This is a genomic window from Acinetobacter sp. GN11 (assembly GCF_054823985.1).
The window spans coordinates 1-19,671 of sequence record NZ_JRVL01000065.1 but is presented as its reverse complement, the minus strand read 5'-3'; the positions used below and the strand labels follow the sequence as shown (position 1 = coordinate 19,671).

Sequence of the window (19,671 nt, the reverse complement as noted above, 5' to 3'; positions counted from 1 at the left end):
TAATCTCCTCCCCATTAGCTGCATGTTACGGTACAAGCCTGTAACAAGTAGAAGTAAACAAAGCGACTCTATTATTCAAACCATCTGTTATCACCACTTCATAATGTGCAAATTTTTTACTACTTCCGACCTTGGTTGCCGTTGCAAATAACACCCTATCTTTAGCACCACTCATATAGCGAATATCAGCCTGTAGGCCAGTATACGGCGCATCCCCTGCATTACAAGCCATTGCAAAAGCAATATCGGCTAAAGAAAATATGACGCCGCCATGTACGCCGCCCAAGGCATTCATGTGTTCGTCTTTCACATTAAGCTGGCAACGCGCTTCATCAAAACTGCGATGCAGCACTTGTACACCCAATAGCTCTGCGAATTGATCAACCGCAGTAGTTTCCATATTTTGCACAAACGTCTCCCTACTCGTGCGAGTATTCCCTAAGTGTTATGAACTCATGTGTATTGAAATCGACTGATTAAAAGCCGTTAAACACTATCTTGTTTAATCTGATAGTTTGAAGAACTAAAGTCCTTATAGGTCAGGCGTTCATCCAACTCTGAAGTTAAAGGCTGAACTTCTTGCATTGAGTTTAAGCATCGCTGTGCAAGCTCAATGTACTCTTGCGTGCCTCTGGTTTTCCACTTTTTTTCTTGTTCTGATAAATCACGTGCAACCTTGGCAGGACTGCCCATTGCCAAAACATTTGCTGGAATTATATCTTTGGTTTTGACTAAACTATTTGCACCAATAATGGTGTTTTCACCAATTTCGGCATAGTCCAAAATTACGCTGTTCATGCCGATCAAAACATTTTTTCCAATGCGGCAACCATGCAAAATTGCCCCATGCCCAATGTGCCCCATTTCCTCAACTAAAGTCACACTTTGCGGAAAGCCATGAATGGTGCAATTATCTTGTATATTGGCATTTTGCTTAATATGAATACGGCCAAAATCGGCACGTAATGAGGCAAATGGCCCTACATATACGCCCGCCTCAATAATCACATCCCCAATTAAAACAGCGGTTGGATGTACAAAAGCATCTGGGCTGACGACTGGAATAACACCGTCAATACTATAACAAGGCATGATTTAACCTCTCATTTGTCGCCACCAAACCTCCGAAACGGCGCCAATAATGTGCAGTGGCATTTGGCATTGGTCCTTCTGCTGTTGCAGCAACAGACAAGAAGTATTCATCCGCAGGTTCAAATACTTTTTTATAAATATTCATTGATAAGGTTCGTGCACTAATCGCAGGCCAGTCAGTTGGCAACAATTCAAGCGGTAATGCAGGGTCTTTCAATAAAATCCGTCGATAATAATGAATTAGCAAAGTTCGAATTTGAAAGGCCTGAACAGGTTCGAGTTGTTCGTTTTCCTGCATCAGCAACACGCCAATTTCTCTAAAAATATCGAGAAATTGTAGATATCTTTGGCGTAATTCATCGATTGGCCAGTTGGTTCTGAGCATACGACCAATGGTATCGACCGAATTATTAAAGAGCTGCAATGTTTCGGCTTTAAACACCACCACTTGCTCACTCATATTTAAGTCAACCAACAACCGTTGCAGTTCAATACGGTTACAACCCGGATAAGCCATTAAGTTTGTCGAAATATTGGCAAATCCTAACCATTCGAGTTCTTTCTTTAACAACGCTTTATTTTCAGTGTCGAGGCTAGACATCAGAATAAGATCCCAATAATGATCCCACTCTTTCATCTGGTCGTTATAAATACGTTGCTCGGCTTGCAAATAGGTCGAACGGCTTGAATCGGTAATTCGATAAAAACTGGTTCTGCCGATTTTGTCCGAACATAACCAATCATTTTTAACTAAACGAAAAACAGAGGTTCTTACAGCACGGTCATTAAAACCAAACAGCTCTAATAACTGAATCAGGCTTGCAAGACTAATGTTCCCACCCCGATGAAGTACTGAATCTCCAAAAATTGTCGAAATAAGCGAAGTTCCACTTAAGGTTTCATTCTTTACAACAGAATCAATTATTTGCTGTATTTTTGCACTCATACTCATGTCTTGGCGTTTAGTTTCAGGGTATAGATTCTATACCCTGATTGATCTTGATGTTAAGCAATCTGACGCATATCGATTACCCGCTTTGCCTTACCTTCCGAACGAGGTAAGGTCGCTTCTGTAACAACCTCTACAGTAACGCTAATCCCAATCATGGTTTTAATGCGTTTCATCAACTCCTGAGCAAGTTGATTGGCCTGTATAGTACAGTTATGACACATCTCTGTACGAATATGCAAAGTATCCATATGTCCTTTTTTAGTCACCAAAATTTCATAATTTGGAACTAAATTCGGAACTTGCAAAATTTGCTCTTCAATTTGGGTCGGGAAAACGTTCACGCCGCGAATAATCAGCATGTCGTCACTACGGCCCACAATTTTATCCATCTTACGCATCGCCAGATTTTCGCCAGCGAGTAAACGGGTCAAATCACGGGTACGGTAACGAATAATCGGTAAGCCTTCTTTGGTAATGGTCGTAAAGACTAACTCGCCAAGTTCACCATCTTTACAAACTTCACCCGTTTCAGGGTTAATAATTTCTGGGTAGAAATGATCTTCCCAAATGGTTAATCCCTCGCCCTCACCTAAGCACTGCATGGCAACGCCCGGTCCCATCACCTCAGACAAGCCATAAATATCGAGTGCTTTAATATTGAGGCGTTCTTCAATTTCACGGCGCAGTTCATTGGTCCACGGCTCGGCACCAAAAATACCGACTTTTAAAGACGTATTACGTGCAGTACCAAATTGTTGTTCCAGCTTTTCAATAATACTCACGCAATACGATGGCGTAACCATAATTGCAGTCGGTTTAAAGTCTTGAATAAGCTGAACTTGCTTTTCAGTTTGCCCACCAGACATTGGAATAACCGTTGCACCTAAACGCTCGGCGCCATAATGTGCGCCTAGACCACCTGTAAAGAGTCCATAGCCATAAGCAACTTGAATCATATCTTTGGCACTTAAACCAGCCATGCGTAAGCAACGCGCAACAATGTCCGACCAAGTATTAATATCTTTTTGGGTATAACCCACCACGGTCGGTTTACCCGTTGTGCCTGAGGATGCATGTAAACGCACAATTTGCTCTTGCGGTACGGCAAACATTCCAAACGGATAGTTGTCTCTTAAATCCTGTTTAGTGGTAAATGGAAACTTCGCCAGATCGTCTAAAGTGACGAAGTCATCAGGATGTACACCTGCATCGTCGAACTTTTTCTTATAGACCGGACTATTTTCATATACAAAAGTCAGGGTTTGTTTTAACCGTTTAGTTTGCAGCTCTCTAAGCTCTGCAAGTGTTAATTGTTCAACATTATCCGTTGTAAGGCTGTCCATCGCCTATCTCCTCATTATGTAATTTTTAAAACCGTCTAAATTAATTTAAATTTTCTAAAATCAGTGCGACGCCTTGTCCAACACCTACACACATCGTGCAAAGTGCATAGCGTCCACCTCGTTTTTTTAACTCACGTGTTGCGGTAATCACTAAACGTGTACCGCTCATACCGAGCGGATGGCCTAACGCAATCGCACCACCATTTGGGTTCACGCGTTCATCGTCATCTTTTAGACCAAGTTCACGCATACAAGCTAAAGATTGGGCTGCGAATGCTTCATTCAGCTCAATCACATCCATCTGATCTAGCGTTAAACCTGTCTGCTTTAAAATTTTCTGCACAGCTGGAACAGGACCTATACCCATATATTTGGGTTCAACACCTGCACTTGCAATGCCAATTACGCGTGCTAAAGGTTTTAAACCATGTGTATCTGCAAATTCACGGTTGGTAATTAACACACATGCGGCACCGTCATTTACACCAGAGGCATTTCCAGCAGTCACCGAGCCACTTTCTTTTTTAAATGGGGCTTTTAGCTTAGCGAGTGCTTCAAGTGTCGTTTCACGCGGATGTTCATCTCGATTAACAACGTTCACGTTTTTCTTACGATCTACAATCTCGACAGGTAAAATCTCATCGTTAAAGAAACCGTTTTGTTGTGCCGCAGCCGTTTTTTGTTGGCTACGCAATGCAAACACATCTTGGTCTTCACGACTAATCTGATATTTTTCAGCTACATTTTCAGCTGTTTCCGGCATGCTGTCAGTGCCATACTGCGCTTTGAGTTGCTTATTTACAAAGCGCCAGCCAATGGTGGTGTCATAAATTTCAGGGGTACGGCTAAACGCTTCGGTCGGTTTAGCTTGTACAAATGGCGCACGGCTCATCGACTCAACACCACCTGCCAACACAAATTGTGCTTCACCTGCTTTAATTGAGCGTGCCGCAAGTCCTACAGCATCTAAGCCCGAAGCACACAAGCGATTGACCGTCAACGCTGGTACAGTATCAGGTAAGCCTGCCAAGAGTGTTGCCATACGTGCAACGTTACGGTTGTCTTCACCTGCTTGGTTAGCACATCCTAAAAATACTTCGTCTACCGTATTCCACGGTAAGTTCGGGTGTTTATCTTTTAAATATTTGATGGGCAATGCAGCTAAATCATCTGCACGTACAGCACTTAGGGCACCTGCATATCGTCCAATTGGGGTACGAATAAAATCGCAAATTAAAACGTCTTCCATGTTGACTCCTGATTATGCAAATTCGGTCATATCACTTGAATATTGAGTAGCAATGTTTTGAGTTTTCGCTACATATTGCTTGAGGTAGATACTCGCGCGATATTTTTCCTCTCCATACAGTGCATATAAATTATTTAAAGTTTGGAGCACATAAGCACCGCCCAATTGTGTCAACCACTGGTAAGGGCCCTTAGGATAATTCACTCCATATTTCATGGCATTATCAATATCTTCCAGACTCGCAACACCATGTAAACTTGCTTCGCAGGCTTCATTAATAAGTAAAGCGATGGTGCGTAAGGTTAACAGTGCCGGATGGTCTTTAATCCACATCACGCTGATACCAAACTGTGCAAAGTAAGCCTCAACTTTAGCCAAATCACTTGCTTCACAAAGTTCGTTATGACTGAGTACTAAAGCTTCTGCGTGCTCAAAATCATGGTGCCAATCCATTAAAACCACTTTACGGCTCAGGTAATGAATATTGGCTGACTCACCTTGGCTTAAACGTAAGTCGATATCATCAATTTGAAGAATATTGTCGTCACTCGCAGATCCGCTTTTTAAACCTAAACGCGTTAAAAACGTAGGTAGCTGAGACCAAGTCCCTTTTAGCTGAATATGGGCATCGACTGGCTTGGCAACCACAGCTTGAGGCTGAAATGTCTCGTACTGATTTTTTTCGTTATAGCAATAAAAACCCTGTTTTGACTTACGGCCCCAAGCACCCGCATCGACCAATTCTTTTTGAATGAGACTTGGGCGGTAGCGTGGCTCGTAAAAGAACTCTTGGTAAACGCTTTGGGTCACCGAAAAGTTAACATCTTGCCCAATGAGGTCGGTAAGTTCACACGGTCCCATCGCAAAACCACCGCATTGCTTTAAGGCATAGTCTAGTTGGTCGTAGCTGGTGACTTGTTCTTGCAGTGCTCTAAAGCCTTCTGCATAAAACGGACGAGCAATTCGGTTAACAATAAATCCGGGAGTCGACTTGGTGAGTACTGGAATTTTTTTCCAGCCCAGCATCAAGTTTTTTAAGGCCAAACATAAGCTGCTTGGGGTTTTTAAGCCTTGTACAATTTCAACCAATTTCATGACTGGCGCAGGGTTAAAAAAGTGTAAACCCACTATGCGCTCAGGGTGAGCAATGCCAGCCGAAATTGCAGTCACAGAAATTGAAGATGTGTTACTTGCAAAAATGGTTTGCGCACTACAAATCTCAGCAAGTTGCTTAAATAAAGACTGTTTAACTTCTTTTTTCTCGACAACTGCTTCAATCACCAAGTCGGCATCACGTAGCGCTTCAATTTGATTGACCACAGTTAAACGCGCTAAGGCTTCATCAGCTTGCTGCTCTGTGAGCTTGTTCTTTTCAACCAGCTTTTTAAAAGTCTGCTCTAAGCCGTGGGCGGCTTGTTGCGCTTTTTGAGCATCCAGATCATATAAAATGGTCGAGTGCCCATTAACAATGGCTAACTGGGCAATACCGATGCCCATGGTGCCAGAACCAATGACGGCAATTCGCGCACGAGATAAATCTAAATCTGTCATGCTTAGCGCCCTTTAAAATTTGGTTCACGTTTATTCATAAAGGCTTGAACACCTTCACGATAATCTTCCGAGCGTCCAGCAATACGTTGTAAATCACGCTCTAACAGCATTTGCTCATCAAAGGTGTTATTGCTTGATTGATGAATCGCTTTTTTAATGAGAGATAGACCAAACGTAGGCTGTTTCGCTAAACGTTCAGCGAGTTCAGTGACTTTTGCTTTAAGCTCGGCATCTTCAACCACATCCCAAATCATGCCCCATTCTTTTGCGGTTTCTGCTGGGAGCTTGTCACCTAACAAAGTCAGACCCATAGCGCGAGCATGGCCTACAGCACGTGGTAAAAACCATGTACCCGCAGAGTCTGGAACCAAACCTAAGCGGCAAAATGCTTGTACGAAGTTTGCCGATTTTGCTGCAATCACCAAATCACACGCCAGTGCAATATTTGCCCCTGCACCTGCTGCCACGCCATTTACGGCGCAAATCACAGGCTTTGGCATATTTACAATCGTTTTAATGAGCGGGTTATAGTAAGTTTCAATGGAATATCCTAAATCTGGAGCTTCAGCATTTGGATCTACTACACGGTCACCTAAATCTTGTCCTGCACAAAAGCCACGGCCTTCGCCACTAATCACAACACAGCGAACATCTGGATTTTTGGTCCACAGATTTAAAACCTCAGCAACTTCACGGTGCATATCAACGTTGAAGCTATTCAGTGCTTTTGGGCGATTAAATGTCAGGTAACCAACACCATTTTTTTCTTCAGCAATAATATTTTGATAGTCCATCACTCACCTCTAAACACTGGCTTTCTTTTCTCAAAGAAAGCATTAATCCCTTCGTTTCGATCTTTTGTAGCCGCCAGCCAGACAAAGTTTTGACGTTCAAACTTGAGTCCCTGACTTAAAGTCGTTTCATGAATATTTTTAATTGATTGTTTAATCACGCGAATCGCTAAAGGCGCTTGCTTCGCAATTTTGGCTGCAAGTTGAACCGCATATTCAACGGTTAATTCAGTCGGTACCACTTGACTGCAAATACCATGTTGCTCTGCTTGTTTCGCCGAAATCATCTCACCTGTCATTGCCCAGCGCATGGTGAGTTGTTGCCCAACCAAGCGAGCCAAACGCTGTGTTCCACCCGCACCCGGTAACATACCAAGGCCAATTTCAGGTAAAGCAAAACGGGCATTTTCACCGCAAATCACCATATCTGAATGCAAAACCAGCTCAAATCCAGCGCCTAAGGCATAGCCATTCACTGCACTAATGAGCGGCTTACTAAACGCATCAATTTTTTGCCAAAGCTTCGGACGAATATCGAGTTGCAAAGATACGGTGTCCATTGCAGCCAGCTCGCTAAGATCTGCCCCAGCCGCAAAACATTGAGCGTTACCCGTTAAAACCACTGCTTTAACTTGAGCGTTATGTTCAGCTTCTTCGAGTAATTCGCATAAACATTGCAATGTTGCATTGTTTAAAGCATTTCTTTTTTCTGGACGGTTTAGTGTTAATAACAAAACACCGTCAGTTGCTGTGCTGGCTTTAATCAACTCTTGCATGAGAGGCCTCTATTCATCAAAACTCAAACGAACATTTGGGCCTTTTGGTAAGGTCTGGCAACTGAGCACATAGCCTCTTTCGACTTCATCTTTTTCAAGGCTGTAGTTAAGAAACATATCGACTTCACCAGAAACAACTTTACAACGGCAAGTCGCACACACCCCACCTTTACAGGCATACGGTAAATCAGCACCAGCACGTAAAGCCGCATCAAGAATACTTTCATCATCCTGAGCCACAGAAACAATCAGCTCACGACCATCTAAAATGATGTTTACTTTTTCTTCTTTACGGTTTGCATCAGCTTCAGCGCTACGTTTACGAGCCTGCCCTGTATGGAAACGTTCAGTGTGGATTTTTTCTTTTGCAATACCATAGTTTGGCAAAGTGCTTTCTACGGCATTCATCATTTCGTCTGGGCCGCAGGCAAAAACATGGTCAAAACTCGTTTCAAGTACATCAAAATCAAAAAGCCGTTTAAGCTTTTCTTCATCAATACGGCCATTCATCAGTTCGCTGTCATTGAACTCACGAGAAAAAATATTGATGAGCTGAAAACGTTCTTTAAACTGATCTTTCAAATCCATAATTTGCTCGGCAAACATGGTTTGTTTCCATGAGCGATTGCCATAGAGCAAGGTAAATTTCGCTTCAGATTGTTCAAATAAAACTTGCTTAACAATTGATAAAATTGGAGTAATACCACTGCCCGCAGCAACGCCTAAATAGTTTTGCCCGCCCATCTTGGCTGCTTTTTGAAAAAACACGCCTTGTGGTGGCATCACTTCAAGCACATCGCCCACTTTTAAATGGTCATTTGCCCAATGTGAAAATTGACCCTGATCAATTTTTTTAACAGCAATACTGATGTCTTCTTTTGCTGCATAGCTACAAATTGAATAACAACGGCGGATTTCACCCGCTTCGGTTAAATGACGAATTGTTAAGTGTTGACCTGGTTGAAATTGAAATTGTTCTTGTTGTTCAGGTACAACGTCAAATGCAATACAAATTGCCTGATCGGTTTGAGGCGTAATACTTTTTACTTTTAATGGTACAAATTGGCTCATGGCTGATTTCCTTATCTAAAGACTTAAATACATTTGAAGTAATCAAAAGGCTCAAGACAGTCCTGACATTTATAAAGTGCTTTACAGGCGGTGGAACTAAACTCTGTTAACAGTCGGGTATGTCGGCTTTTACAACGTGGGCACTCGACACCATCATTTAAGTGAACATGCGTACCGCACTGATGTGCCAACCCTTCAGGTGGCGCAATGCCATAAACTTGCAGTTTCTTTTTACCCGCCTCAGACATCCAGTCCGTGGTCCATGCTTCTGATAAATCGACCATCACTTTGACTGGGGTCAACGCTTCTGCGGTAAATGCCTCAACAATTTGTGCTTTCAACATATCTGTTGCTGGGCAACCGCTATATGTTGGCGTTAGACGAACTACAATTTCTTGTTGATCGTTAATGTCTACACCGCGAATCATGCCTAAATCCACAACTGATAAAACCGGAATTTCAGGGTCACTTACCGTTTGTAGAACATCCCAACATTGGTCGATGCAATGACGAATCATGTGCATGGCTCACCTCCTTGTCTTACCAGGTCATTCCTGGATAAGTTCTTTGAATACTTTGCATTTCAGCCAACAAATAACCTAAATGCTCAGTATGCAATCCTTGTTTTGCACCGCGGCGATAAGCACCGTTAACAGCTACATTTAATTCAAAACGCTTAAGCTCATCTGCAATGGTTTTGTCCCATTGTTCTTTTTCATTTGAAAAATCTGGAATCACACCTTGTGCAACTAATGCTTGCTCGTCCGCATTGAGTTCAAATAACTCAGCGGTAAAGCGCCATAAATTATTTAATCCATCTTGCACACGTTGATGCGCTTCATCTGTGCTTAAACTTAGACGCTCCATCCAGCTTGTTGAAAAACGGATGTGATACTTCACTTCTTTTAACGATTTGACAGCAAGCGCACTTAATTCAGGAAGTGAACTCTGTGTTAAAGCTGTCAATAAATGAAGATGGTAATGGTCCATCAACCACTGGCGTACAATCGTTTGTGCAAAATCACCATTCGGTTGTTCGCATAACAATAGGTTTAAAAACTCACGTTCAGTACGGAAATATGCAAGCTGATCTTCATCACGTTTAGCTTCATCATATTGACCAGCCAAAGTCAGAAAGTTTCTTGCCTGACCCAACAAGTCCAAACCGATATTTGCTAAAGCAATATCAACTTCAAGCTCAGGTGCATGCCCGCACCATTCAGCCAAACGCTGAGATAAAACCAGTTGACTGTCGCCAATATGCAATAAGAATTTAGATAAAACTGAATGATTCATGTGTCATCTCCCTTACATGTGCTCAATGCCATCTGGGATATGGTAAAAAGTCGGATGACGATAAACCTTGTCTAAAGAAGGATCAAAAAATTCAGCTTTTTCATCTGGCTGTGATGACTTAATCAGTTCAGAACGAACTACCCAAATGCTGATTCCTTCATTGCGGCGTGTGTAAACATCACGAGCATGTTGCAATGCGATTTCATCATCAGGTGCTCTTAAGCTGCCTACATGACGGTGGCTTAAGCCTTGTTTACTACGTACAAATACTTCGTAGAGCGACCAGTTGTTTTTATCTTCCATTTTGATTTCCTCAAATTTTTCCATAAATCTTGTTAAGCCACTTTGTTCGCTTCAAGCTGCTGTTTTTTCGCATAGACTACTGCTGCATCACGAACCCATTTGCCGTTTTCCCATGCTTTACGGCGCGCTTCGATACGCTCGTGATTACATGGTCCACGTCCGGCAATCACTTCATTAAATTCGTGCCAGTCGATCTCGCCAAACTCATAGTGGCCTGTTTCTTCATTCAATTTTAAATCTGGATCTGGTACTTCCAAGCCAAGTTGCAACACTTGCGGTACGGTGTTATCGACAAACTTTTGACGCAATTCATCATTACCAAAGCGTTTGACTTTCCACGCCAGACTTTGTGCGCTATTTGGAGAATGCTCATCACTTGGGCCAAACATCATGAGCGCTGGCCACCAGTAACGATTTACTGCATCTTGTGCCATTTGTTTTTGTTCTGGTGTACCGTTTGCCAAAGCCATCATCGCTTCAAAACCTTGACGTTGGTGGAAACTTTCTTCTTTACAAATACGTACCATTGCACGTGCATATGGCCCATATGAAGTACGGCAAAGTGCAACCTGATTCACAATGGCTGCCCCATCGACAAGCCAGCCAATTGCAGCAACATCTGCCCAAGTCAAAGTTGGATAGTTAAAGATTGATGAGTATTTCATTTTCCCATTAATCAATTTTTCCATCATGTCATCACGGTCAGCACCCAAAGTTTCTGCCGCACTGTACAAATACAAACCATGACCCGCTTCATCTTGTACTTTCGCCAACAAAACCGCTTTACGTTTTAAAGTTGGCGCACGAGTAATCCAGTTCCCTTCAGGCAACATACCTACAATTTCAGAATGGCCATGTTGCCCGATTTGACGAATCAATGTTTTGCGATAGGCATCGGGCATTTCATCCTTAGCCTCGATCGTAATGTCATTGGCAATATTTTGTTCAAATTTCTGGTAGTTGTTTTCCATTCTTTCATTCCCTGTAGGCATCACCCTTAAATCTATTTTTCGATACACTAAAAACAAAGTCAACCTATTTTTTAGTATCAAATTAAATCCACCCACCAAAATCAAATTAAACAATTGAAATAAATAACTATTAATCAAATGTAAAAAACTTTTTTACTTTTAAAAATCAAAATAAAGTTGACTTTTAGACAAATTAATCTGAAATTATGAATCATATTTTTGCAATTTTTATAATTGATGTATCACATAAAAAGGAGTTTGGTCATGCTTGAACAAGCACACCTAGAAGGAACCACAACTGACACTGATTTTCAGCAGTCTGAGCATCAACTACCTCACCTTGCTTCTTATGCCTATGGAACATGGCATTCGACCAGTGAAGAACTACGTCCTGTTTTCCATGCCATTACAGGTGAAGCTATTTATGCCGTAAGTAGTCATGGCATTGATATGAAACGTGTTGTTCAATATGCCAAACAAAATGGTTCAGAACTGGCAAACTGGACATTCCACCAACGTGCGAATGCCTTAAAACAAATTGCCCAACATTTACTTGAGCGTAAGGAAGAGTTCTACAAACTTGCTTATGCAACAGGTGCAACTCGTAAAGATGCATGGATTGATATTGAAGGTGGCATCCAAACGTTATTTGCTTATTCGAGTTTGGTTCGACGTGAACTCAATGATGAAAAAATTATTACTGAAGACAGCTGGATTCAATTATCTAAAAATGGAACTTTTGGTGCCAAACACATTTTAAGTCCTAAAGCAGGTGTTGCCGTTCACATCAACGCATTTAACTTCCCAATTTGGGGAATGCTTGAAAAAATTGCACCGACTCTACTTGCAGGTGTGCCATGTATTGTTAAGCCTGCAACAGATGGTTCTCAATTAACTCAAGCAGTTGTAAAAGCCATTGAAGAAGCACATGTATTACCAAAAGGCTCGCTACAACTCATTTGCGGTCAAACTTATGACTTGTTCGACCACTTAGGCCCTCAAGACTGTGTTACGTTTACAGGTTCTGCTTATACAGGTCAAAAACTACGTAACCACCCTCACCTTAATAAATATTCGATTCCATTTAGCATGGAAGCCGACTCGGTAAACAGTGCAATTTTAAGCCCTGAGGCAAATGAAGAAACTGTCGATTTATTTGTGCGTGAAGTCTTCCGTGAAATGACTACAAAAGCAGGCCAAAAATGTACTGCAATTCGTCGTGCATTTGTTCCTGAAAATTTGTTAACTACTGTACAAGAAAAGCTAACCTCCAAACTTGCTAAAGTTGTGGTGGGTGACCCTCAAAAAGAAGAAACCACCATGGGTTCTTTGGCGAGCATTAAACAAAAACATGACGTTGCAGAAAAAGTTACCGAACTCAGCAAAGATGCAAAAATTGTTTTTGGTGGCAATGATAGCTTTACATTTAATGCCGACCATCCTGAAAAAGGTGCTTTTTTTGCTCCAACTTTATTGCTCTGCGAACAACCTTTACAAGCGACGCATGTGCATACCACAGAAGCTTTCGGCCCTGTATGTACCCTCATGCCATATCAAAACATTGAGGAACTAGCTGATCTTGTTTCACGTGGCGAAGGTAGCTTAGTCGCTTCAGTCGTTAAAAATAACGATGAAAATATTGAACAGATTATTCAAAAAATTGCGCCTTGGCATGGACGTGTCCATGTACTCGATGCAGAGTCAGCAAAAGAAAGTACAGGACATGGTTCTCCACTTCCGCATTTAGTACACGGTGGTCCTGGTCGTGCAGGTGGCGGTGAAGAGTTAGGTGGTATTCGCGCCGTTAAACACTACATGCAGCGTACTGCAATTCAAGGTTCTCCAAATAGCTTGACCCAAATTACCCACTCGTGGACTGCTGGCTCAAAAGTTAATGAAGACCGCGTACATCCATTTAAAAAGTCTTTTGATGAGTTAGTGATTGGTGAACGTTTATTAACGGCACGTCGCACAGTAAGCGAAGCAGATATTGTCAACTTTGCTGGTTTAAGCGGTGACTATTTCTATGCGCATACCGACAAAATTGCAGCTGCCGAGTCTTTCTTTGGTGAGCGTGTTGCACATGGCTATTTCATTGTGTCCGCCGCAGCAGGTCTATTTGTAGATGCAGCACAAGGTCCTGTTATCGCCAACTACGGTATGGACAACTTACGCTTTGTTGAACCAGTTAAAATTGGTGACTCAATTCAAGTTGAACTCACCTGCAAACAAAAAACGCCTAAACCACAAAAAGACCCGTCTCAGCCTGCCCATGGCGTTGTGGTATGGGATATTAAAGTCAAAAACCAACGCGGTGAACTTGTCGCAACTTACGACATTTTAACTTTAGTTGCTCGTGATTTATAAATAGAACTCAAACTGATGGATAACTAATATCCATCAGTTTTTTATCTTACATAGGCGTTAAACTTACACCACAAGAAATAATGTAGTCTTCAAATTAGGGATGAGCCAAAGGCCGAAATCTTTTTAGGCGTCACTCTTTTAATGTGCCGAAGATAGCGACTTTAGAGTTATATTGGATGAAAACGTTTACCCAGTTTCTTTTGCAGAATAATAACGAAAATTGGGAATCCTGATGCGGAAATTGCACATATCATCAGTAACTTGTTTACATTTTTTGGTGCCATACCATGATCAGGTAATAAAAATGCAGACAGAAAGAATGCGATGGTTGTAACCAGATACATGATTGAGGTCTGTAATGAAGAAAATCCAGCTCGTTGACTATCATCAGGAAACTGAATCGAAACCACCGAAGATGACACCAAACGACTGTAAGATGCACCGAGAAATAAAGTAATAAATAACGTCGCATGCTGATAGCCTAGAATGGGTATCAGCAAACTCAACATAAAGACAATAGTCGAACCTGTCGCCAGCATCAAAGCAGAAAAACGAGAGGTTAATGCCCCTGTAATTTTTGTAGACAGATAACCTATCATGCCCCCGCTGAAGAAGAGCCAAGGCAATAGGTCTTGCGAAGCGCCCAACTGCTGTATCATTAATGGTGCCAGAATAGGAATAACCAGCATAGGACTAAACTGAACAAGCGCATTACTGGAAGCGAACAGTAAAGTATCCATATCAAGAGGCAGCTTAGGGAACGTATCTAAAGAAACTGGGTCTTGGGGTATGATGGATACAATCAATGGCAGTGCCAATACACACAAGGCACTTATTAGCCACAAAGCCACATGCCAGCCATAATGGGTGCACAAAAATAATATGGTGGGCATTCCTACAATGCTTACTATCGAAAATGACGCAATCACCGTCGCCAACATTTTTCCGCGCAAGTTAGGCGGCGAGTTGTTTATCAATATACTTATACCTACACCCATGGTCGTACCGCCAACTAATCCTGCGCAGAATCGTAGTACGAGCAGAAGATTAAAACTGGATGTGTATGTAGTCAAAAGTGTCAGTAGGCCCAATAGCGCCATATTGGCAATTAAAAAATGTTTCTTATTGAAATGACCAATCCAGTAAAAGGCAATGACTCCAGAAATGACAGCACCAAGTGTGTACATGCCTGACACATAGCCTGAGAATGAGACAGGCACTGCGAAATCTGTTGCCATAAAAACAAATACAGGGTTGAACACCATATATTCCAATGCATTCGTGAACTGGACAAAAGCAATTACAATGGCTATCCGCATGAGAGCTTTATGATTAAATGTCTGCATGACTGGGGGCATAGCAAGCAACCTATGGATGAAAGATATCCGAGTTTAACTGCTATCAATGGTGTTTATTATATGGTAGAAATGGCACTTATTATTATCAAATACGGGATAATTGATGCGTCCAGCTCTCGATTTTAATGCCCTGAAAGTGTTCATTGCTGTGGTTGAAAGAGAAAGTTTTGTTGGGGCATCGAAAATCCTTGAAATGCCGACATCAAATGTTAGTCGCTGTATTTCTCAGTTAGAAGAAAAACTGGATCTACAGCTCATTGAGCGTAGCACCCGACATATGAAACTCACTCAGGCGGGGCAGCTACTCTACACTCGAGCAAAACCATTACTCGAAGCGCTTGAGCAAACTGAGACAGAACTAACGTTGCGGCAAATGCAACTCAAAGGCCCATTGCGAATCTGTATTCCCAATGAAATAGGCCCTGCATTGCTGGGTTCTGTTATTGCCGATTTCGCCTGTCAGTATCCAGACCTAGAGATCAGCTGTGTCACAAATTTATCAGGTTTCGAATCTCTGCGAGATGATCTGGATTTAGCTATCATTATTACCCGTGGTCAGATGGATAACAGTGAGTACATCGCCCGTCATCTAGTGACTATCCCTTGCACCATTGTTGCAGCCCCATCCCTCATTCAGCGTTACGGCACCCCGACTCATATCCAGCAGTTTGAAGAATTGCCCTGTATTACAACAGTAAGTGCACTCAAAGGTGCTCCATGGCAATTTGTCAATAAAAAGGGAGAATTCGAGACCATCAAGGTTAAAGGGCATTATCGAGTAAACAGTGGAGAGATGGCCGGACAAGCTGCGATATCAGGTGTCGGTTTTGCAATTCTATCCAAACAAGCGTGCCAACCCTACATTAGCGATGGACGGTTAATCGAGGTTGAGTTTGAACAATCGGCGGCTCCATTGCAATTGTTCGCACTTTATTCAAATCGACGTTACTTACCTGCTAAAACAAGAGAGATTATTGATTTTGTGCAGCAGAAATTGAGTGATCGTCCGAGCTGATAAGGTCACTTTCTTTTTGCTGTTTATTTCTTCACTCATTTGAGGAATCCTTTTTGTCAATTAGCCTCAATTTGTTAAGATAATAACCGTGAAAAATTAAGTTAAGTTCTCACACACTGTTAACTCAATATTGACACTAAAAAAGGTACACTAAAAGGTATACTGTTTTATTAGACTAAGTCAGATTTACACAGAAGTTGTTAGAATTGGTTGGACAACCAAACTTTCAAAGTTAACTTATTTATTATTGATTTTTTAAGGGTTTAATACGCATGAATAGCGCTGAAATCATGGCTGACTTATCTTCTCATACACCTATGATGCAGCAATATCTCAAAGTCAAAACGGACTATCAACATGCGTTGCTGTTTTACCGTATGGGTGACTTTTATGAACTCTTCTTTGAAGATGCTCATTTAGCAGCCAAACTTTTAGGTATCACCTTAACCCATCGTGGCAAAGCCAGTGGGCGACCTATTCCAATGGCGGGTGTTCCCTATCATGCGGCAGAAGGTTATCTTGCACGTCTTGTCAAAGCTGGGCGCACTGTAGCCATTTGCGAACAAGTTGGAGAAGTGACAGGTAAAGGTCCGGTTGATCGTAAAGTTGTTCGTATTCTTACACCGGGTACTTTAACTGATGATGCATTACTCAGCAGTTATCAATCATCTAATCTGGTTTCATTATGCATCCATCAAAACCAAATTGGTTTTGCTTTACTCGACTTAAGTGCAGGCATTTTTAAAGTACAACAACAAGATTACAAGCCAGAACAATTGCCTATTGAACTTGCGCGTTTAATGCCAAGTGAAATCTTGATTGATGAAGACTTGGTCGACACAAATATTATCGAGCAAATTAAAAAACACTTAGAATGCCCTGTTACCAAACGCCCAAATGTAGACTTCAATCTAAATAACGCACAAAAAACGTTATGTGACCAGTTTACGGTATCAACGCTTTCAGGTTTTGGTTTAGACACATTACCTTTAGCTAAAGCTGCTGCCGCTGCGCTCATTCACTATGCAAAAGAAACACAAAAAACTGCATTACCACATATTCGTTCAATTCAACTTGAACAAAGCACAGACTTTATTGCGCTCGACCCAATCACGCGCCGTAACCTAGAAATTATCGAACCGTTATTTGAACATGGCACCTCATTATTCCAACTGGTAAATGACTGCCAAACTGCAATGGGTGGTCGTTTATTAAGCCGCACACTCATGCAACCTGTTCGTGATACAGCCTTGCTCGATGCTCGTTTAGATGCGATTGAACAACTCATTCAGGGATATCACGAAAATCCAGTTCGTTTAGTGCTTAAAGAAATTGGTGATATTGAGCGTGTGCTTAGCCGCGTTGCACTAGGCAGTGCGCGACCACGTGATTTAGTACAGCTTCGTCACGCATGTGCACAAATTCCAGCTTTAAGAACGGCGTTAACTTCAGTCATTCAAGCGAAAAAATCCAAGTTATTAGTTCAACTTGATCAAGAACTTGGAGATTTTAAAGCGCTTCATCAGCATTTGATGGCAGCTATTGTTGAAAACCCTCCTGTATTACTTCGTGATGGCAATGTAATTGCAGAAGGATATGATGCTGATCTCGATGAATTACGCCAAATTCGCGATCATGCAGGTCAGTTCCTGATTGATTTAGAAATCAAAGAGCGCGAGCGCACAGGTATTAATACCCTTAAAATCGGCTATAACCGTGTAAGTGGTTACTACATTGAACTGACTCGTGCTCAAGCTGAACAAGCCCCTGCTGACTATATCCGCCGTCAAACATTAAAGAATGCTGAACGCTACATTACCCCTGAACTAAAAAGTTTCGAAGATAAAGTTTTATCAAGCGAGTCTCGTGCATTAGCACGTGAAAAAGCATTATTCGAAGCTTTGCTTGAAAATCTTCGCGAAAATATTGCTCACCTACAAATGATGAGTTCGGCAATTGCTCAAATTGATGTGGTGGCAAACTTTGCTCATCAAGCACGTTTAAACAATTGGGCACGTCCTGAATTTACACCAGAAACAGGCATTAAAATTCAAGCAGGTCGTCACCCGGTGGTTGAAGCTTTAAATAAAGCACCATTTACCCCAAATGATACTTTCCTTGATGCTCAGCACCGTATGGCAATTATTACCGGTCCAAACATGGGCGGTAAATCAACCTTCATGCGTCAAACAGCATTAATTAGTTTGCTTGCTTATTGCGGTAGCTACGTTCCAGCTAAAGCAGCCAAGCTTGGTCCAATTGACCGAATTTTCACTCGTATTGGTTCAGCCGACGATTTATCTACAGGCAAATCAACCTTTATGGTTGAAATGACAGAAACGTCACAAATTCTGCATCATGCGACTAATCAATCGCTTGTTTTGATGGATGAAGTTGGCCGCGGAACCAGTACCTATGATGGTTTATCTTTAGCATGGGCATGCGTGGTTGATTTAACCAAACGCGTAAAATGTTTATGTCTATTTGCCACACATTATTTCGAGTTGACTGAACTTGGTGGTGAAGCAGGAATTGATAACTACCATGTCACGGCGCAAGAGCTCAACGGTAACCTGATTTTATTACATAAGGTTCAACAAGGTCCTGCAAGCCAAAGTCATGGTTTACAGGTCGCAAAATTAGCGGGTATTCCTGCCAATGTCATTAAAGAAGCTCAAAAACGTTTACGTATTTTAGAGAAACAGCAGCAGCAACATCTACAAACCAGCTTTCAAAATGATTTGTTTGCGCCACCAGATGCGAACGCTGGTTCACAAATCATAGAGAAAGTGGTCGAAATAGAAGTTTCATCCCCTGCTCTAGATTTACTTAAGCAAATTGAGGTCGATAACTTATCGCCTCGTCAGGCACTTGAACAACTCTATGAGTTGAAAGCTGCACTGAAATCTTAATAAATCACGTCTGAATAAGCAGACTTAGGTCTGCTTATTCATCTCGGAGAATAATATTTATATGATCTTAAGATCTTTGCAATATTCAGAAATCGATCTTATTTGGCAACACATTAGCCGTCGTGAATTAATTATTCAAAACTACATACAAAAACAGCAACATCTAGACTTAGTTAATTGTTTTTTTGATGTACAACATTGGGACTCATATCATCTAGAAAATGACCCACCTAAACTAAAACAGCTCTTTGAACAAGGTTCAATATTCGTCGGTGCATTTGACGCTTCTGAAAAACTGGTTGGTGTAAGTGTAGTCTCAAATCAACTTATAGCGGATTACCCTCACGCGAAATTACTCCACTATTTCTATGTCGATGCAGACCAGCAAGGTCAAGGCATTGGTGCTCAGCTTATGCAAGCTGCAAAAGAGTCCGCCAAGCAACTCGGTGCGCACCAACTATATATTTCAGCAACTCCAAGTCGGCGAACTGTAGACTTCTATACGAAACATGGTGCTCAACCTTTAAGTGCTCCAGATCAACAACTTTGGCAGCTCGAACCTGAAGATATCCATTTGTTATGCACCTTGTAATCCTAAAGATTTAAGGTCATCTCAACAAAAAA

General features: G+C 41.7%; 18 protein-coding genes. 4 read left to right on the top strand and 14 right to left on the bottom strand.

The window, feature by feature from the left end; all coding sequences use genetic code 11:
* Window positions 1–25 precede the first annotated feature (25 nt).
* From NL42_RS08075 to paaA, 13 genes are all read right to left on the bottom strand, one after another.
* A complete protein-coding gene (locus NL42_RS08075; protein ID WP_087605704.1) occupies window positions 26–409 on the bottom strand; it encodes a PaaI family thioesterase in 384 nt (127 codons plus the stop codon).
* A 77-nt stretch (window positions 410–486) separates the two neighbouring features.
* Window positions 487–1,092: a DapH/DapD/GlmU-related protein gene (locus tag NL42_RS08070; RefSeq protein ID WP_461312381.1), complete on the bottom strand. Its 606-nt coding sequence runs from the start codon at window positions 1,090–1,092 to the stop codon at window positions 487–489.
* On the bottom strand, window positions 1,079–2,044 hold the full coding sequence (gene paaX / locus NL42_RS08065; RefSeq protein ID WP_000062822.1) for a phenylacetic acid degradation operon negative regulatory protein PaaX: 966 nt from the start codon (window positions 2,042–2,044) through the stop codon (window positions 1,079–1,081). Before paaX ends, NL42_RS08070 begins: the two co-directional genes overlap by 14 nt.
* Window positions 2,045–2,097: 53 nt before the next feature.
* A complete protein-coding gene (gene paaK, locus NL42_RS08060) occupies window positions 2,098–3,387 on the bottom strand; it encodes a phenylacetate--CoA ligase PaaK (protein ID WP_016138677.1) in 1,290 nt (429 codons plus the stop codon).
* Between the two features lie 40 nt (window positions 3,388–3,427).
* Window positions 3,428–4,636 carry a 3-oxoadipyl-CoA thiolase gene (gene pcaF / locus NL42_RS08055; RefSeq protein ID WP_461312380.1) on the bottom strand — a complete coding sequence of 403 codons (1,209 nt, stop codon included), beginning with the start codon at window positions 4,634–4,636 and terminating at the stop codon, window positions 3,428–3,430.
* A gap of 12 nt (window positions 4,637–4,648) precedes the next feature.
* Entirely contained in the window at window positions 4,649–6,187 is a 1,539-nt protein-coding gene (locus NL42_RS08050; RefSeq protein ID WP_461312379.1) for a 3-hydroxyacyl-CoA dehydrogenase, read from the bottom strand.
* A 2-nt stretch (window positions 6,188–6,189) separates the two neighbouring features.
* Window positions 6,190–6,981 carry a 2-(1,2-epoxy-1,2-dihydrophenyl)acetyl-CoA isomerase PaaG gene (paaG, locus tag NL42_RS08045; protein WP_013198404.1) on the bottom strand — a complete coding sequence of 264 codons (792 nt, stop codon included), beginning with the start codon at window positions 6,979–6,981 and terminating at the stop codon, window positions 6,190–6,192.
* Window positions 6,981–7,754, bottom strand: coding sequence for an enoyl-CoA hydratase-related protein (locus tag NL42_RS08040; RefSeq protein WP_461312378.1), 774 nt, complete (start codon window positions 7,752–7,754; stop codon window positions 6,981–6,983). The genes paaG and NL42_RS08040 overlap by 1 nt, the downstream gene beginning before the upstream one ends.
* Window positions 7,755–7,763: 9 nt before the next feature.
* Window positions 7,764–8,825, bottom strand: a complete 1,062-nt coding sequence (paaE, locus tag NL42_RS08035; protein ID WP_461312377.1) for a 1,2-phenylacetyl-CoA epoxidase subunit PaaE — start codon at window positions 8,823–8,825, stop codon at window positions 7,764–7,766.
* Between the two features lie 23 nt (window positions 8,826–8,848).
* Window positions 8,849–9,349 carry a 1,2-phenylacetyl-CoA epoxidase subunit PaaD gene (paaD, locus tag NL42_RS08030; RefSeq protein ID WP_461312376.1) on the bottom strand — a complete coding sequence of 167 codons (501 nt, stop codon included), beginning with the start codon at window positions 9,347–9,349 and terminating at the stop codon, window positions 8,849–8,851.
* A gap of 16 nt (window positions 9,350–9,365) precedes the next feature.
* Window positions 9,366–10,121 carry a 1,2-phenylacetyl-CoA epoxidase subunit PaaC gene (paaC, locus tag NL42_RS08025; RefSeq protein ID WP_461312375.1) on the bottom strand — a complete coding sequence of 252 codons (756 nt, stop codon included), beginning with the start codon at window positions 10,119–10,121 and terminating at the stop codon, window positions 9,366–9,368.
* A gap of 12 nt (window positions 10,122–10,133) precedes the next feature.
* Entirely contained in the window at window positions 10,134–10,424 is a 291-nt protein-coding gene (gene paaB / locus NL42_RS08020; protein ID WP_000389648.1) for a 1,2-phenylacetyl-CoA epoxidase subunit PaaB, read from the bottom strand.
* Window positions 10,425–10,456: 32 nt separating this feature from the next.
* Window positions 10,457–11,395 (bottom strand): 1,2-phenylacetyl-CoA epoxidase subunit PaaA, encoded by a 939-nt coding sequence (gene paaA, locus NL42_RS08015; RefSeq protein WP_017389019.1) that lies wholly within the window; start codon window positions 11,393–11,395, stop codon window positions 10,457–10,459.
* A gap of 264 nt (window positions 11,396–11,659) precedes the next feature.
* Between paaA and paaZ the strand changes: the two genes are divergently transcribed.
* A complete protein-coding gene (gene paaZ / locus NL42_RS08010) occupies window positions 11,660–13,762 on the top strand; it encodes a phenylacetic acid degradation bifunctional protein PaaZ (protein ID WP_461312374.1) in 2,103 nt (700 codons plus the stop codon).
* A 167-nt stretch (window positions 13,763–13,929) separates the two neighbouring features.
* Here paaZ and NL42_RS08005 read toward each other — a convergent pair whose 3' ends face one another.
* A complete protein-coding gene (locus NL42_RS08005) occupies window positions 13,930–15,120 on the bottom strand; it encodes an MFS transporter (protein ID WP_461312373.1) in 1,191 nt (396 codons plus the stop codon).
* 103 nt (window positions 15,121–15,223) lie between these two features.
* Between NL42_RS08005 and NL42_RS08000 the strand changes: the two genes are divergently transcribed.
* The 3 genes from NL42_RS08000 (at window position 15,224) to NL42_RS07990 (ending at window position 19,639) form a co-directional block, all read left to right on the top strand.
* Window positions 15,224–16,135, top strand: a complete 912-nt coding sequence (locus NL42_RS08000; protein WP_461312372.1) for a LysR family transcriptional regulator — start codon at window positions 15,224–15,226, stop codon at window positions 16,133–16,135.
* A gap of 272 nt (window positions 16,136–16,407) precedes the next feature.
* The gene (gene mutS, locus NL42_RS07995; RefSeq protein ID WP_461312371.1) at window positions 16,408–19,047 is read left to right on the top strand and encodes a DNA mismatch repair protein MutS; all 2,640 of its coding nucleotides are present in this window, start codon (window positions 16,408–16,410) and stop codon (window positions 19,045–19,047) included.
* A gap of 61 nt (window positions 19,048–19,108) precedes the next feature.
* Window positions 19,109–19,639, top strand: a complete 531-nt coding sequence (locus NL42_RS07990) for a GNAT family N-acetyltransferase (protein WP_461312370.1) — start codon at window positions 19,109–19,111, stop codon at window positions 19,637–19,639.
* Window positions 19,640–19,671 lie beyond the last annotated feature (32 nt).

Excerpts from the sequence above, each read along its gene's own strand:
- paaB (WP_000389648.1), bottom strand. The coding sequence starts at position 10,424 with ATGGAAGATAAAAACAACTGGTCGCTCTACGAAGTATTTGTACGTAGT.
- paaE (WP_461312377.1), bottom strand. The coding sequence starts at position 8,825 with ATGAGCCAATTTGTACCATTAAAAGTAAAAAGTATTACGCCTCAAACC.
- paaA (WP_017389019.1), bottom strand. The coding sequence starts at position 11,395 with ATGGAAAACAACTACCAGAAATTTGAACAAAATATTGCCAATGACATT.
- NL42_RS08000 (WP_461312372.1), top strand. The coding sequence starts at position 15,224 with ATGCGTCCAGCTCTCGATTTTAATGCCCTGAAAGTGTTCATTGCTGTG.
- NL42_RS08005 (WP_461312373.1), bottom strand. The coding sequence starts at position 15,120 with ATGCCCCCAGTCATGCAGACATTTAATCATAAAGCTCTCATGCGGATA.
- paaX (WP_000062822.1), bottom strand. The coding sequence starts at position 2,044 with ATGAGTATGAGTGCAAAAATACAGCAAATAATTGATTCTGTTGTAAAG.
- NL42_RS08040 (WP_461312378.1), bottom strand. The coding sequence starts at position 7,754 with ATGCAAGAGTTGATTAAAGCCAGCACAGCAACTGACGGTGTTTTGTTA.
- NL42_RS08050 (WP_461312379.1), bottom strand. The coding sequence starts at position 6,187 with ATGACAGATTTAGATTTATCTCGTGCGCGAATTGCCGTCATTGGTTCT.
- pcaF (WP_461312380.1), bottom strand. The coding sequence starts at position 4,636 with ATGGAAGACGTTTTAATTTGCGATTTTATTCGTACCCCAATTGGACGA.
- paaD (WP_461312376.1), bottom strand. The coding sequence starts at position 9,349 with ATGCACATGATTCGTCATTGCATCGACCAATGTTGGGATGTTCTACAA.
- NL42_RS07990 (WP_461312370.1), top strand. The coding sequence starts at position 19,109 with ATGATCTTAAGATCTTTGCAATATTCAGAAATCGATCTTATTTGGCAA.
- paaC (WP_461312375.1), bottom strand. The coding sequence starts at position 10,121 with ATGAATCATTCAGTTTTATCTAAATTCTTATTGCATATTGGCGACAGT.
- paaK (WP_016138677.1), bottom strand. The coding sequence starts at position 3,387 with ATGGACAGCCTTACAACGGATAATGTTGAACAATTAACACTTGCAGAG.
- paaG (WP_013198404.1), bottom strand. The coding sequence starts at position 6,981 with ATGGACTATCAAAATATTATTGCTGAAGAAAAAAATGGTGTTGGTTAC.
- mutS (WP_461312371.1), top strand. The coding sequence starts at position 16,408 with ATGAATAGCGCTGAAATCATGGCTGACTTATCTTCTCATACACCTATG.
- paaZ (WP_461312374.1), top strand. The coding sequence starts at position 11,660 with ATGCTTGAACAAGCACACCTAGAAGGAACCACAACTGACACTGATTTT.
- NL42_RS08070 (WP_461312381.1), bottom strand. The coding sequence starts at position 1,092 with ATGCCTTGTTATAGTATTGACGGTGTTATTCCAGTCGTCAGCCCAGAT.